Below are 12,887 nucleotides of genomic sequence, written 5' to 3' on the forward strand. Positions count from 1 at the left end.
GGTTCCTGATGCCGGTGATAGGCGGAGCCACGGCGCAAGTCAATCGCGCTTAGAACTTCACGACCACCGATACCACGATGAGGACCATCAGCACGGTCGGCACCTCGTTCATCATTCGGTATTGCTTTCCTGTCAGATCATTCAGACCTGACGCAAAAACCTTTCGCCGCACGCCGAGCCACATGTGGAACCAGGTCATGGCGATTATCGAGACGCCCTTCAGATAAGGCCAGACTGCTGTCCAGTCGACGACACCTGGGGTCACAGCCATCCATAATCCAGCAAACCATGCGACAAGCATGGCCGGGTTCATGATGACCTTCAGAAGCTTCCTTTCCATGGTCTGAAAAACCTCGTCCCGGCTGTCACCGGGTTTAGATTCTTCTGCGTGATAGACGTAAAGCCGGGGGAGATAGAACAAGCCTGCCATCCAGGAAATCACGGCCATGATATGGAGGGACTTCACCCACGGGTAAAGCGAGGCAAGCAGGTCTGACATGGGTATCCCCGGATTGGTCTGGGCTTCCTTAATAAAATAAAAAGAAAGAAAAAAGGATGATGATTTTGTAGGGGACCGGTCCGCTTGTGGATCCTTGAGCGGACCACAGAGATATGAACAGGATAGAAGAGGTGTGGATAGTCTTGTGAACATATTTAGGAGTACTGTAGTATCCCGACGATTTTTTAAATAGTATCAATAGCTTAAAACGGAGTTGTCGCGTTAACCGGGTGGGGATCTTTCTGGGATCCGTAAGGGCGCTCAACAGGTTCTCCTCGTGCCAGATTTATCCTTTCTCACAGGCGGAAAACATTGACGGACCACCCGGGCGGATGCGGATTGTTCGAGCTTTGGTTCCCGCCATTGGCAAAGCCTGTTCATAAACCTAAAGAAGTCCTTGAACACTTCACGGGATTATCCACATGCCCCGCCACCTTATTCTCGCCTCAAGCTCCGATATTCGGCAGACGCTTTTGCGGAACGCCGGGGTAAATTTCGAAGCCATGCCAGCCCGGATCGACGAGGACGCGGTGCGGGATGCGATGGTCGCCGAAGAGGCCAATCCTCGTGATATCGCAGACGCACTGGCGGAAATGAAAGCGCGCAAGGTTGCCGCACGATGGCCGGAGGCCCTTGTAATTGGTAGCGATCAAGTTCTGAATTTCGAAGGCCGTATTCTTTCAAAGCCCGAAAGCCCGGAGGTCGCCTACCGCCAGCTGTGCGAGATGCGTGGAAAGCGGCATGAGCTGTTGTCAGCCGCCGTCATTTACGAAGATGCCGCGCCTGTCTGGCGGCATGTTGGCCTAGTCCGGCTCGTGATGCGAGACGTTTCGGACCAGTACCTGGACGGGTACGTGTCCAGAAACTGGGATAGCATCCAACATTCGGTTGGGGCATATAAACTGGAAGAAGAAGGTGTGCGGCTTTTCGCGCAAATTCAGGGCGATTATTTTACCGTTCTCGGTTTGCCACTACTGGAACTGTTGTCGTACCTTAGCCTGCGTGGGGAGCTGGAGACATGAGTGAAGACCGCATTCCGCTGGCTGGCGTGATCGGTTCACCGGTGGCACATTCAAAATCCCCGCAGATCCATACGCACTGGCTTAAGGTGAATGGCTTACGAGGCCATTACATCCCTATGGATGTGTCTGCTGAAGACCTTGAAACAGTTTTGCGCACACTTCCGAAAATGGGCTTTGTCGGCGTGAACGTGACCATTCCGCACAAAGAGAAGATTCTGGAGATCGCCGATCTTGTCACGGATCGAGCCACGTTGATCGGGGCGGCCAATACGATCATCTTTCGCAAGGATGGCAAAATCCAGGCGGACAATACCGACGGCGTCGGCTTTATCCGGAACCTGCAGCAGAACGCACCAGGTTGGGACCCCAAGGCGGGACCGGCCGCCATTCTGGGCGCCGGAGGTGCTGCGCGTGCAGTAATTTCCGCCCTGCTAGAGGCCGGCGTGCCCGAAATCATGATTTCAAACCGAACACGCATTCGCGCGGAAGCCCTGAAAACGGAATTTGGAAAACGCCTGATCGTTGTCGATTGGGTACAGGCCGGCAACATGATGGAAGACGCAGCAACAGTCGTAAACACGACATCGCTTGGCATGCTGGGAAAACCGCCTCTTCGTGTGCCGCTTGATGGATTGCGGCGAGATACTCTGGTCACAGATCTTGTCTATGCCCCGTTGAAAACAAACCTGCTTGCCGAAGCGGAAGAGATGGGATGCGTGACGGTCGATGGTCTTGGCATGTTGCTGCATCAGGCCGTACCGGGTTTCGAACGCTGGTTTGGCGTCCGCCCTGAAGTGGACAGCGCCACGCGGGCCGCGGCTCTGAGATGACGTTCCGGCTGGGCCTGACAGGCTCTATCGGGATGGGCAAATCCACGACGGCGGGCCTTTTTGCCGAAGCGGGCTGTGCGGTGTGGGATGCGGATGCCGCGGTGCACCGTCTTTATGCAAAAGGTGGGGCAGCAGTTGCCCCTATGGCAAAGGCTTTCCCGGAAGCGATCGAAGACGGGGCGGTTTCACGGGCTCGATTGAAATCGCTTCTGGCACAACGACCGGAAGCGCTGAAGGAAATCGAGTCCATCGTGCATCCTCTCGTCGCGGACGACCGCGCTGATTTCCTTCGTCAAACCACCGCGCAAATCGCGGTCTTTGACATACCGTTGCTTTTCGAAATCGGCGCCGACAGATGGCTTGATGCGGTCGTATGCGTCACTGTTGCACCCGAAATTCAGAAAAAACGGGTCATGGAAAGAGGAACGATGACGGAAGCCGAGTTCTCGGCGATCCTTGCCAAACAACTGCCTGATGCCGACAAGCGCGTTAAATCGGATTATGTCATTGAAACCGATACGGTTGAACATGCCAGAGAGCAGGTACAGGATGTAATCGCTGATATCGAAAAAAAGGTGCGCAATGCGTGAGATCGTTCTCGATACGGAAACGACAGGGTTCAATCCTGAAGAAGGCGATCGAATTGTCGAAATCGGGGGTGTCGAGCTTTTCAATCACATGCCCACGGGCCGCACCTATCATCAGTATATAAATCCCGAGCGGTCCATGCCCCAGGACGCGTTCGAGGTGCACGGCCTTGGTGATGATTTTTTGCGCGACAAACCGGTGTTCCGTCTGATTGCAAAGGACTTTCTGGAGTTCGTTGGGAATGCGAAACTTGTCATCCACAACGCTGCTTTTGACATGAAGTTTCTCAACGCCGAGCTCGGGTGGCTCAACTTGCCAAAGCTTCCGTGGTCTCAGGCTATCGATACACTCGATATGGCGCGCAAGAAGTTCCCGGGATCGCCAGCCTCGCTCGATGCGCTGTGTCGCCGGTTCAATATCGACAATTCTTCGCGCACGCTGCACGGCGCACTGCTCGATTCCGAGATCCTTGCCGAGGTTTATCTGGAGCTCATCGGAGGACGCCAGCCGGACTTTGCCCTCGCCGGGACATTTGTCAGCGAAAAAAGTGGCGCGGCGGATGAATCGTGGCGCCCGAAGCCAAGAGAAAAGCCGCTGGCGGCCCGCCTTACGGAAGAAGAGCGCGCCGCGCATGCCAAATTCATCGAGGGGCTTGGCGAAGGCGCGCTCTGGAAGGCCGGTGCGACTTAGGCGTCGTGTTTGATGTCGCCCTTTGAGGCTTCTGCCTGGCGACGCATGATCTCGTTCCGGTACAGTTGAACGAAATCGATCGTTTCCAGGTTGAGCGGCGGAAATCCTCCGTCGCGTGTAATATCGCTGACGATCCGGCGCACGAACGGAAACACCATGCGCGGGCATTCGATCAACAGGAACGGATGCATCTGGTCATCGGGTACGTTTTCGATGTGGAAAACGCCGACATATTCAAGTTCGAGAAGAAAAAGATTCTCTTCCGATCCCTTGTTGCGTGAGGTGATATTGAGCTTCGTCGCTACCTCGAACTGATGTTCCTGAGACCGCTTCTTGGCATCCAGATTGACGGCAACCTGCACGTCTGGCGTCACTTCTCCGCCGGTGCCGCGCTGGGCGAGAATATTCTCGAAGGACATATCGCGGATGAATTGCGTAAGCACATTCATCTTTGGCGCGGCGGTTTTTTGGGCGTCAGCGCCTTGGGCTGCGGGCTGTTGAGCGCCGCCCTCTGGGTTGGTGTTTTCGTCGGACAATGTCTTACTCCTGCCGGGAAATTAGATCGATCGAAGGGTTAGCAGGATGCGCGAGCCGTCTCAATGCTTAGTCCAGCCCGAGGAGCGGTGCGTTGGCTTTTTCGGAGGGCTGACCTCCTCGTAATCACCGTCGATGACGTCGCCATTGGTCTCTGGACGCGGCTGGTGTCGATCACGGTGTGGTTCAGTATTCCCGCCCATCTCAAACTTTTCTACCCGAACACGTTTATGCAGATAGGTGAAAGCCGCCTGTCGAATGCCCGGGGTTAAAAGGGCAAAACCGACAGCGTCGGTGAAAAAACCCGGCGTCAGCAAAAGTGCGCCAGCGATCAAGATCATCGCGCCATGAGCAAGAGGCTCGGTCGGATCGTCGAGCTTATCGAGAGAGCTGCGCAAGCGGCCAATGGCCAGCCGGCCTTGCGTGCGGACAAGCCACGTACCCAGAATTGCTGTCAAAACGACAATGCCGAGCGTTGGCCACAAGCCGATCCAACCGCCGACTTGTATAAACAGGGCAATCTCGATCAGTGGGACAACAAGAAATGCCACAAACAGCCACATGAGCAGAACTCCCAAGGTTTTCGGGGTGAGGTATGGTGGACTTGCCCCGGTCTACATCCTACATAGGAACCCAACGGCGTGGATACCACGCCCGGCAGGTTGAGAGGTAAGAATGAATTCGCCCCTACTTCAGCTTCTGGTGCTCGCAGGTATCGCGATCTTCCTGATCTTGCGGCTCAAGAGCGTGCTTGGCACACGTGACGGGTTTGAAGGCCCGCCCGCCGGGCAGGGCGCGTCTTCTGCTCCGACGCCGCGGCAGGAATTCGAAGTTATCGACGGTGGCCCGGATCATGACATCATAGACCATGTGGCTGAGGGCTCCGAGTCTGCGCAGGCACTCGCTGACATGAAACGTGCCGAGCCGAGTTTCATGGTTGGAGAGTTTCTTGGCGGCGCGAAGCAAGCATACGAATGGATCTTGATGGCATTCGAGCGCGGTCAGATGGACGAAATCGCTCCGTTCCTGTCTGAAGACGTGTTCGAGGCATTTTCGCAGGTCGTCGATGCTCGGCAGGAGAAAGGCCTGACTATCGAGGCCGAATTCGTCGGTGTGCGCGAGACATCGCTTATCGAAGCTCGTTTCGACGAATCCACCCGCAAGGGCGAAATCACGGTGCGTTTCATCGGTGAGCTCATTTCCGTCGTGAAGGATGCAGAGGGTGAGATCATAGAAGGCAAAGCCGGCATTCCGAAAAAGCAAAAGGACGTTTGGACCTTCGAACGTGAAATGGGTGCAGATGACCCGAACTGGCGGCTTGTTGCCACGGGCGAATGATCAGGGCGTGCGGCTTGGCGATCTGGCTTTCGGTGAGTGCGACGCTTGCCATGGCCGAGGACGAAGCCACACACACCGTACTAGAATTCTCTGATCTCAGGGGCTGGACGAAAGACGACCACGGCGCCGCGCTCGACGCGTTTCTTATGACATGCCGTGATCTGAATGACCCCGACTGGCGCGCGCTTTGCGCGCTTGCGGATCAAGACCCTGATCCACGTGGATTTTTTGAATTGTTTTTTCGGCCTGTGCTTATCGAAGATGGCAGGCCAGCACTTTTCACCGGATATTTCGAGCCGGAGCTGGACGGTGCGCTGCAACCCACCTCTCGGTTTCGATTTCCGGTTTACCGCGAACCTCGCGCAGCCAAATTGGCAAACCCTTGGTATACGCGGCGAGAGATTGAAACCGGCGACTTCATGCGCGGACATGAAATTGCATGGGTAGATGATCCGGTCGAGCTTTTCTTCCTCCAAATCCAGGGATCAGGGCGAATTCGTCTTCCCGACGGAAATGTCTTGCGATTGGGGTACGGTGGCTCGAACGGTCATGAATACCGATCAATCGGTGCAGAGCTCGTGCGCCGCGGTATCTATAGCCTGCATCAGGTATCTGCACAGGTTATCAAGAACTGGGTGCGCCGCAATCCGATCGAGGGACAAGAGCTGTTGTGGCACAATCCCTCTTATGTGTTCTTTCGCAAAATCGGCTCTGTTCCGGCAGAACTTGGCCCACTTGGCGCGATGAATCGCTCGATCACAGCGGGCCGGACTGTGGCGATCGATCCTGACTTTGTGCCACTTGGCGCACCGGTCTGGATCGAAAAAGAGGGCGCCGGACCAATGAGACGCCTGATGATCGCGCAAGACACAGGCTCTGCGATTAAAGGCGCCCAACGCGCAGATATTTTCATCGGTACCGGGGATCAGGCGGGCCGAAAGGCGGGTCGCCTTCGGGATCCGGGCCGTTTGGTAGTTTTGCTGCCAATCCAGCGCGCCTATGCGGTTGCGACGGAGCCGGACCTGTGAGCCGTCGGCGCCTGACGCCGGAAGAACAGGCGCTATGGAACAAGGTTGCCCGCACGATGGAACGGCGCAAGCCGGAACGCCCCGTTGACATGCAGAGCACAGTGGCGCGCGGAGCGGCACGAAAAGAACCCGTGAAAAACGCCTTGCCCGCTTTCGATATAGGAGAAAAGCGTGACGGTCCTACCGTGAAGTCCGACGTTTTGCCGGGGCTGACAGAGCGGCTCGCCCTTCAACCCGTGGCGATGGACAAGAAAGTGCATACCCGTCTCAAAAAGGGCAAAATAGTACCAGAGGGGCGGATCGATCTTCATGGGATGACCTTGGCTCGCGCGCAACCGGTTCTTACGGGCTTCATTCTGCGGGCCCAGGCGGAAGGCAAGCGGCTTGTCCTGGTTATTACTGGAAAGGGCAAGCATACCGATGACGGTGGCCCGATTCCCGTGCGGCACGGGATCTTACGGCATGCCGTTCCGGACTGGCTGTCGCGCCCGCCCCTGTCTCAGGCCGTTTTGCAGATCGCACCGGCGCATCAAAGGCATGGTGGCGGCGGTGCATACTATGTGTATTTACGGCGCAGCCGATAAAAGCGGTCGGGCGCGGATAATGCCCAGCGTCATCGCAAAACTGGCGAAGGCAAAGTAAACGGCCACGAGGACGTATTGCCGTTCCAGACCAAGCCCAAGGTCGATCCCCAATCCCGTGATTCCGGGCCCTATGGCCGAGCCGAGAACCATGACGGCGGCGGCCATCGCCTTGATCGACCCGAGCCGCGCGGTGCCGTAGAACTCTGCCCAAAACGCGCTGGGCAACGTTGTGTTCGCGCCGGTCGTCAGCGCAAGGAAAGCGAAGCCCAGAAGCAAGGCGGCCGTCCCGTTCGCAAAGGCGAACAGCAGGAAGGCGGCGATCATCGGCAAAAGGAGGAACGGCATGAGCCGTGCCGTTCCAAGTCGATCAAGTGCCCAACCTGACAGGATCATGGCAAGAATGCTGAGCGCTGTGTAAAGCGGGAACATGGCTACGAGCTCAACATGAGTGATCGATTTGATCGTTGCGAAATGCACCTGGTGAAAAAAGAACGCCGTGTTGAAAGCGGAAGGTCCCAGAAGGGCCGGGACCATGAACCAGAATAGCCAATGCCTGATGGCTTCAGAGCGTGTCCAATGCCTTGTGAGCATGCCCGCGACCTGATCTTGATCGGCCATGGATTGCGGAGTGCGTTCTTGACGAAGCAGAACGAGGAGTACCGGAATTCCAGCAAGTGCGACGAAAGCCGCAAACGCCCAAAGCAGCCGCCAATCATGGATCGCCAAGAGCGACACGAAGATCAAAGGCAGAACCGCCTCACCAACCGAAAACCCAAGCGTTGCCACAGACAGCGCCTTGCCGCGTGTCGCGATGAACCATCGTGACATACCAACCATGGCAATATGGCTCGACATTCCCTGACCGGCGAAGCGCAATGCAAAAATCACAAGGATCAGTCCCCACCAGACCGGGTTGATCGCCATGCAAATACAGGCCGTCGCCAGCAATATCAGAATTACGGGAGCTAAGGCTCGTACCCGGAAACGATCGGTTAATCCGCCGGCCCAGATCATTATCAGCGCTGAGGTCGATGTACCCAGGGTGTAGATACCGCCCCACGCCCCGTGCGACAGGCCGAAGGTTTCCCGTATCTGTCCTGCGAAAATCGAAATGAAGAAGGTTTGACCAAAGCTTGACAGAAACATCAACAGTGCACCGGCCGCAAGCCATGGAGCGTTCGACCGGAGGAAATCGATAGTTTTCATGCGCTTTGGTCGCGTGAATTCACGGGAAAGAAAAGACGGAAATTCACCCCCGGCGTTTCCCTGCGGTTTTGGGTTGGTTCGGGCCTAGTTGGTTGAAGCTGTAGGGAAACACCTGTAAATTATGCTTGACGAATTTCTAACGGGCAGGCGTCAAGTGAAGGATACAGAAGTAACAAGTTACGATCACCTCACGCCCGAGGAAATGCAGGTTGGACTGCACGTTGCGAAGGTCGGCTTGGGATCCGTTGATTATGTGACGAATACCGTGAAGCTTGATCAACTGGCGGCCCGAATGTTCGATTTGCCGGCGTCAACCGAAGTGACGCGAGAGATTCTTCACGACCGAATCCATCCGGAGGATCGCGGCAACGTCGAACGGCTTGTGACAGAGCTTCTTGATCCAATGGACATCAATACGTTCGATGCGTCACATCGAGTGATCCGACCTTCGGATGGCAGCATCGCGTGGATCCGCGTGCGAAAGAAGATTTGGTTTCAGGGTGAGGGCGATGAGGCCAAACCTGACAAAGCTGTGTTCGCGGTTATAGACATCACGACGGAGAAGCGTGCCCAGGCCCTTTCTGAAACACTGATCGGAGAGTTGCGGCATCGTGGCAAGAACGTGATTACGGTTATCTCCGGAATCGCACGGCAGTTGAGCCGGCATAGCGATCCCGAGGCGTTTCCCGAAAAGCTTGTTTCGCGACTGAACGCCTTGTCACGCAATATGTACACCGTCGATGCGCAAGGTCGGAGCCATTCAAGCCTGCAAGATGTCTTCACACAGCAAGTCGAACCCTTCGCCGATCATGTCAACAGAATCGCTTTCGATGGACCCCAAGTGAATCTTTCACAGGATGCCGCCCAGATTCTGGCAATGGTCGCGCATGAGTTGCTTACCAATGCGGCCAAATACGGCGCGTTATCGAATGAAAAGGGCAGGGTCGAAGTCACCTGGCAACTTGATCACCAGGACGACGGCAATCTGCACCTGTCGTGGCGGGAAATCGATGGACCCACTGTCGTGGCGCCCACGCGTGAGGGGTATGGTTCCCAAGTTGTCACGGGCTTGACCCGAATGTCGTTGCAGGCGGAGGTGGCCATGGACTACGCGCCGAACGGCCTTGTCGCGGAGTTCACCATCCCATTGAGCCAGATCACTCAGTCCTAAAGAACGTAGCGCGACAGGTCTGACGATTTCATGAGTTCGCCGAGATTGGCGTCGACGAAGGCGGCATCCACGATCACGGTGTCACCCGCGCGGTCCGGGGCGGCGAAACTCAGCTCTTCGAAGACGCGTTCCATAACTGTATAAAGGCGCCTGGCGCCGATATTTTCCACAGAGCGATTGACCTCTGCGGCAATCTTGGCAAGGGCGGCGATGCCGTCTTCCGTGAAATTGACAGTGACTTCTTCGGTGCCCATGAGAGCGGTGTATTGCCGGGTGAGGGCATTGTCCGTTTCGGTCAGGATTCTTACGAAATCTTCTTCGGTCAGCGCCCGGAGCTCGACCCGAATGGGAAGGCGGCCCTGAAGTTCCGGTAGAAGATCGGAAGGCTTGGCGATGTGAAACGCGCCGGAAGCGATAAACAGGATATGGTCGGTTTTCACCGCCCCGTATTTGGTGGACACAGTTGTGCCTTCGATCAAGGGCAAGAGATCACGCTGTACGCCTTCGCGGCTTACGTCACCGCCGCGCGCGTCCGATCGGGCGCAGACCTTGTCGATCTCGTCGAGAAACACGATCCCATTTTGTTCCACGGACTCGAGTGCTGTTCTGTGAACGGTTTCGTCGTCCAGAAGTTTATCGGCCTCTTCGCTGATAAGGATTTCGTAGCTTTCCGCGACGGTCAGACGCTTGCGGGTGGTGCGACCGCCGAAGGCCTTACCGAAGATATCGCCCAGGTTCATCATGCCCATCTGGCCTCCGGGCTGACCAGGAATATCCATCATGCCCATCGGACTGGATGTATCCGCAACGTCGAGTTCGATGATCGTATCGTCCAGTTCGCCCGCCTTCAGTTTTTTGCGGAACATCTCTCGCGTGCCCTCACGTGCGTCCTCGCCGGCGATTGCCGCGATCACGCGATCTTCAGCTTGTTGATGCGCTCGCGCTTTCACATCCTCCCGCATCCATTCGCGAGTTTGTGCGATAGCGGTATCCACAAGGTCTCGAACGATCTGTTCCACGTCACGCCCGACATATCCGACCTCTGTGAACTTGGTCGCCTCTACCTTGATGAATGGCGCACGTGCCAGTTTGGCAAGTCGGCGGCTTATCTCTGTTTTGCCCACACCGGTTGGCCCGATCATCAGGATGTTCTTGGGATAAACCTCTTCGCGAAGATCATCGGGCAGTTGTTTGCGCCGCCAGCGGTTGCGCAGCGCCACGGCGGTCGCCCGCTTGGCGTCTTTTTGGCCAATGATGTAGCGGTCCAGTTCGGACACGATTTCGCGGGGTGTGAGGTCTGTCATGAATTCTCCGAATAAGGGGGCAAGCGAGACTTGCCGGGAAAATCAGGCAACATGCGCATCAGACGCACGCGAAGGCTGGTCCAGAAAGTGCCGAGATAGGTGATGATCGCGCCCAGAACAAGCATCAGTGTCGGGATGGACAGGTCGCCGTCGCCTTGCTCAAGAAAGCCGAAGATGACGGCGGCAAGATATCCGAGACCGGCTGTCAGGAAAGACCGGCGGTCGATAATCAGCGCGAAAACGGTGACGAGGCTTAGCCCGGCAACGGTCAGGATAGTGCCCGCCACGCCGTCGAAGTTGTACGCGGTCATCATGACGGTGTTGACCAGCGCAGGTGCGGCCAAAAGGTGCAGCCAGAAGGCGGAGCGAGCCAGTCGACCGACACGGTGTGGATCCTGCAGATCGAACCAAAGGCCCGCGCAAAAGGCCAGAACACCAAAAACCAGGGTTGCTACTGCAAAGCTGTTGCCTTGGCGCAGATCGAAAAGCGCGTTCCAATTGCCGGTGAAGATGGCGAAGACATCGGTATCGACAGTAAAGCCGAAGACCACGGACAGGCCGAAAAGACCGGCAAGAAACATCGAGAAAGGTACCCGGAAAGTTCGAAAGTGCAGCAGCATCGCCGCGATCCCGAGCAGACCGAACGCTATAACCGGCGGACCAGTATGCGACATGTCAGACGTGGTCAGGATCCAGCTGAAAAACCCACCAATGCCAATCGCATATCCAGTTGCGAGAACGATGGATGGAAGCGTCATACGTCGATTCAAGGTGAAATAGAGCCCTGCAAACCAACACAGCCCCGCCAACCCCAGAGTAATCCCAAGGACCCCACCAATGGCCGTAGCAAAAGTCACTGCGCTGCTGATAAGCAGTATCAGACCAAGCGAAACGAAGATCTCCGCGAAACCACGGAAAAGCTCGAAAGGTTCGTCCTCCGGCAAGCCGCGGGCAAGACGGCCAGCTCTTTGATGGGCAAGTGCGCCCAAGCGGGCCGCCTGCGCCTCGTCAATGATGCCCGCAGCGGTGGCTGCGCGCAGGTCGTCGTCAGTGATCATGACTTGGAGATTTTCTCGACGGTCAGATTGCCGTTTGTGTAGACGCAGATATCAGCTGCGATGGCCATGGCCGCGCGGGCAACTTCCTCGGCGGATTTTCCTGTGTCCATCATGCCGCGTGCTGCGGCAAGGGCGAAATTGCCACCCGAGCCGATGGCGGTCACGTCATGCTCGGGTTCCAGAACGTCGCCGGCGCCCGTAATAACGTAAAGCTCGGCCCCATCGGTGACGATTAGCATCGCCTCGAGTTTTTGAAGGTATTTGTCAGTTCGCCAATCCTTGGCCAGGTCGACACAGGCGCGTTGCAGCTGACCAGGTGTGGCCTCAAGTTTTTTCTCGAGCCTCTCCAGCAGGGTGAACGCATCTGCCGTCGATCCGGCAAATCCCGCGACCACGTCGTAGCCGCCCGGACTTAGGCGACGCACCTTGCGGGCAGTACCCTTAAGAACCGTTTGTCCCAGGCTCACCTGCCCGTCGCCGGCGACAACCACCTCACCATCCTTGCGGACGCCGATGATGGTGGTCCCATGCCAGCCGGGAAATTCGTCGGTCATGTCATCTCCTTTGGCTAGGTTCTATATGGAAGGGCCGGCGGAGGCACGCAAGGTCTTGGACATCAAAGCGGAAGTTGCGCGAATAAAAGGGGCCGCACCTAGGCGGCCCCAATTCCAGATTTTGCAGACTATTAGATCGAAGATTCGATCCAGCTTTGCAGCGCCGCCTTGGGTGCGGCACCTGTCTTGTTGGCAATCACCTGACCATCTTTGAACAGGAAGAGAGCGGGAATACCACGTACGCCGAGCTGAGACGGTGAATCGGGATTTTCATCGACGTTCACCTTCACGATCTTGACCTTGCCGTCCATTTCGGACGACAGCTCTTCCAATGCCGGGCCAATCTGTTTGCACGGGCCACACCATTCAGCCCAGAAATCTACGACGACGGGAATATCGGAATTCTTCACTTCGCTATCGAACGTGGCGTCGGTTACGGCGACGGTAGCCATGTTGCTTCTCCTGAGATTGAGTTCGCACG

Annotated in this window: 16 protein-coding genes; 8 read left to right on the forward strand and 8 right to left on the reverse strand. The window is 56.5% G+C overall.

Annotation, left to right across the window (positions count from 1 at the left end; all coding sequences use genetic code 11):
• Positions 1-49: 49 nt before the first annotated feature.
• Complete coding sequence (locus EZV60_RS05000; RefSeq protein ID WP_135502762.1) at positions 50-499, reverse strand: CopD family protein; 450 nt, start codon at positions 497-499, stop codon at positions 50-52.
• A gap of 422 nt (positions 500-921) precedes the next feature.
• Here EZV60_RS05000 and EZV60_RS05005 point away from each other — a divergent pair, with 422 nt between their 5' ends.
• The 4 genes from EZV60_RS05005 to dnaQ are packed head-to-tail and all read left to right on the forward strand — an operon-like array spanning position 922 to position 3,629.
• Complete coding sequence (locus EZV60_RS05005) at positions 922-1,521, forward strand: Maf family protein (RefSeq protein WP_135502764.1); 600 nt, start codon at positions 922-924, stop codon at positions 1,519-1,521.
• Entirely contained in the window at positions 1,518-2,351 is an 834-nt protein-coding gene (locus EZV60_RS05010; protein ID WP_135502766.1) for a shikimate dehydrogenase, read from the forward strand. Before EZV60_RS05005 ends, EZV60_RS05010 begins: the two co-directional genes overlap by 4 nt.
• Positions 2,348-2,941, forward strand: coding sequence for a dephospho-CoA kinase (coaE, locus tag EZV60_RS05015; protein ID WP_135502768.1), 594 nt, complete (start codon positions 2,348-2,350; stop codon positions 2,939-2,941). The genes EZV60_RS05010 and coaE overlap by 4 nt, the downstream gene beginning before the upstream one ends.
• Entirely contained in the window at positions 2,934-3,629 is a 696-nt protein-coding gene (gene dnaQ / locus EZV60_RS05020; RefSeq protein WP_135502770.1) for a DNA polymerase III subunit epsilon, read from the forward strand. Before coaE ends, dnaQ begins: the two co-directional genes overlap by 8 nt.
• On the opposite strand, the gene secB is transcribed toward dnaQ, so the two are convergent.
• Complete coding sequence (gene secB, locus EZV60_RS05025) at positions 3,626-4,165, reverse strand: protein-export chaperone SecB (RefSeq protein WP_135502772.1); 540 nt, start codon at positions 4,163-4,165, stop codon at positions 3,626-3,628. The genes dnaQ and secB overlap by 4 nt on opposite strands.
• Positions 4,166-4,225: 60 nt before the next feature.
• A complete protein-coding gene (locus tag EZV60_RS05030) occupies positions 4,226-4,726 on the reverse strand; it encodes an FxsA family protein (protein WP_135502774.1) in 501 nt (166 codons plus the stop codon).
• Between the two features lie 112 nt (positions 4,727-4,838).
• Between EZV60_RS05030 and EZV60_RS05035 the strand changes: the two genes are divergently transcribed.
• Genes EZV60_RS05035 through EZV60_RS05045 form a run of 3 tightly spaced genes read left to right on the forward strand, consistent with a single transcriptional unit; the run spans position 4,839 to position 7,113 of the window.
• On the forward strand, positions 4,839-5,501 hold the full coding sequence (locus EZV60_RS05035) for a Tim44/TimA family putative adaptor protein (RefSeq protein WP_135502776.1): 663 nt from the start codon (positions 4,839-4,841) through the stop codon (positions 5,499-5,501).
• A 50-nt stretch (positions 5,502-5,551) separates the two neighbouring features.
• The gene (mltA, locus tag EZV60_RS05040) at positions 5,552-6,529 is read left to right on the forward strand and encodes a murein transglycosylase A (RefSeq protein WP_245306214.1); all 978 of its coding nucleotides are present in this window, start codon (positions 5,552-5,554) and stop codon (positions 6,527-6,529) included.
• Entirely contained in the window at positions 6,526-7,113 is a 588-nt protein-coding gene (locus EZV60_RS05045; protein ID WP_135502780.1) for a Smr/MutS family protein, read from the forward strand. The genes mltA and EZV60_RS05045 overlap by 4 nt, the downstream gene beginning before the upstream one ends.
• Here EZV60_RS05045 and EZV60_RS05050 read toward each other — a convergent pair.
• Positions 7,096-8,319, reverse strand: a complete 1,224-nt coding sequence (locus tag EZV60_RS05050) for an MFS transporter (protein WP_135502782.1) — start codon at positions 8,317-8,319, stop codon at positions 7,096-7,098. The genes EZV60_RS05045 and EZV60_RS05050 overlap by 18 nt on opposite strands.
• A 121-nt stretch (positions 8,320-8,440) precedes the next feature.
• Between EZV60_RS05050 and EZV60_RS05055 the strand changes: the two genes are divergently transcribed.
• On the forward strand, positions 8,441-9,490 hold the full coding sequence (locus EZV60_RS05055; protein ID WP_135502784.1) for an HWE histidine kinase domain-containing protein: 1,050 nt from the start codon (positions 8,441-8,443) through the stop codon (positions 9,488-9,490).
• Here EZV60_RS05055 and hslU read toward each other — a convergent pair.
• The 4 genes from hslU to trxA form a co-directional block, all read right to left on the reverse strand.
• Complete coding sequence (hslU, locus tag EZV60_RS05060) at positions 9,487-10,794, reverse strand: ATP-dependent protease ATPase subunit HslU (RefSeq protein WP_135502786.1); 1,308 nt, start codon at positions 10,792-10,794, stop codon at positions 9,487-9,489. The genes EZV60_RS05055 and hslU overlap by 4 nt on opposite strands.
• Positions 10,791-11,852, reverse strand: coding sequence for a hypothetical protein (locus EZV60_RS05065; protein ID WP_135502788.1), 1,062 nt, complete (start codon positions 11,850-11,852; stop codon positions 10,791-10,793). Before EZV60_RS05065 ends, hslU begins: the two co-directional genes overlap by 4 nt.
• A complete protein-coding gene (hslV, locus tag EZV60_RS05070; RefSeq protein ID WP_135502790.1) occupies positions 11,849-12,406 on the reverse strand; it encodes an ATP-dependent protease subunit HslV in 558 nt (185 codons plus the stop codon). Before hslV ends, EZV60_RS05065 begins: the two co-directional genes overlap by 4 nt.
• Before the next feature lie 131 nt (positions 12,407-12,537).
• Positions 12,538-12,858, reverse strand: coding sequence for a thioredoxin (gene trxA, locus EZV60_RS05075; protein WP_135502792.1), 321 nt, complete (start codon positions 12,856-12,858; stop codon positions 12,538-12,540).
• Between the last annotated feature and the right edge of the window lie 29 nt (positions 12,859-12,887).

The sequence above is a fragment of the Roseovarius aestuariivivens genome, from assembly GCF_004761875.1.
GTDB lineage: Bacteria > Pseudomonadota > Alphaproteobacteria > Rhodobacterales > Rhodobacteraceae > Roseovarius > Roseovarius aestuariivivens.

Excerpts from the sequence above, each read along its gene's own strand:
- mltA (WP_245306214.1), top strand. The coding sequence starts at position 5,552 with ATGGCCGAGGACGAAGCCACACACACCGTACTAGAATTCTCTGATCTC.
- EZV60_RS05050 (WP_135502782.1), bottom strand. The coding sequence starts at position 8,319 with ATGAAAACTATCGATTTCCTCCGGTCGAACGCTCCATGGCTTGCGGCC.
- EZV60_RS05010 (WP_135502766.1), top strand. The coding sequence starts at position 1,518 with ATGAGTGAAGACCGCATTCCGCTGGCTGGCGTGATCGGTTCACCGGTG.
- trxA (WP_135502792.1), bottom strand. The coding sequence starts at position 12,858 with ATGGCTACCGTCGCCGTAACCGACGCCACGTTCGATAGCGAAGTGAAG.
- EZV60_RS05065 (WP_135502788.1), bottom strand. The coding sequence starts at position 11,852 with ATGATCACTGACGACGACCTGCGCGCAGCCACCGCTGCGGGCATCATT.
- EZV60_RS05035 (WP_135502776.1), top strand. The coding sequence starts at position 4,839 with ATGAATTCGCCCCTACTTCAGCTTCTGGTGCTCGCAGGTATCGCGATC.
- hslV (WP_135502790.1), bottom strand. The coding sequence starts at position 12,406 with ATGACCGACGAATTTCCCGGCTGGCATGGGACCACCATCATCGGCGTC.
- EZV60_RS05055 (WP_135502784.1), top strand. The coding sequence starts at position 8,441 with ATGCTTGACGAATTTCTAACGGGCAGGCGTCAAGTGAAGGATACAGAA.
- EZV60_RS05030 (WP_135502774.1), bottom strand. The coding sequence starts at position 4,726 with ATGTGGCTGTTTGTGGCATTTCTTGTTGTCCCACTGATCGAGATTGCC.
- EZV60_RS05000 (WP_135502762.1), bottom strand. The coding sequence starts at position 499 with ATGTCAGACCTGCTTGCCTCGCTTTACCCGTGGGTGAAGTCCCTCCAT.
- EZV60_RS05005 (WP_135502764.1), top strand. The coding sequence starts at position 922 with ATGCCCCGCCACCTTATTCTCGCCTCAAGCTCCGATATTCGGCAGACG.
- coaE (WP_135502768.1), top strand. The coding sequence starts at position 2,348 with ATGACGTTCCGGCTGGGCCTGACAGGCTCTATCGGGATGGGCAAATCC.
- dnaQ (WP_135502770.1), top strand. The coding sequence starts at position 2,934 with ATGCGTGAGATCGTTCTCGATACGGAAACGACAGGGTTCAATCCTGAA.
- hslU (WP_135502786.1), bottom strand. The coding sequence starts at position 10,794 with ATGACAGACCTCACACCCCGCGAAATCGTGTCCGAACTGGACCGCTAC.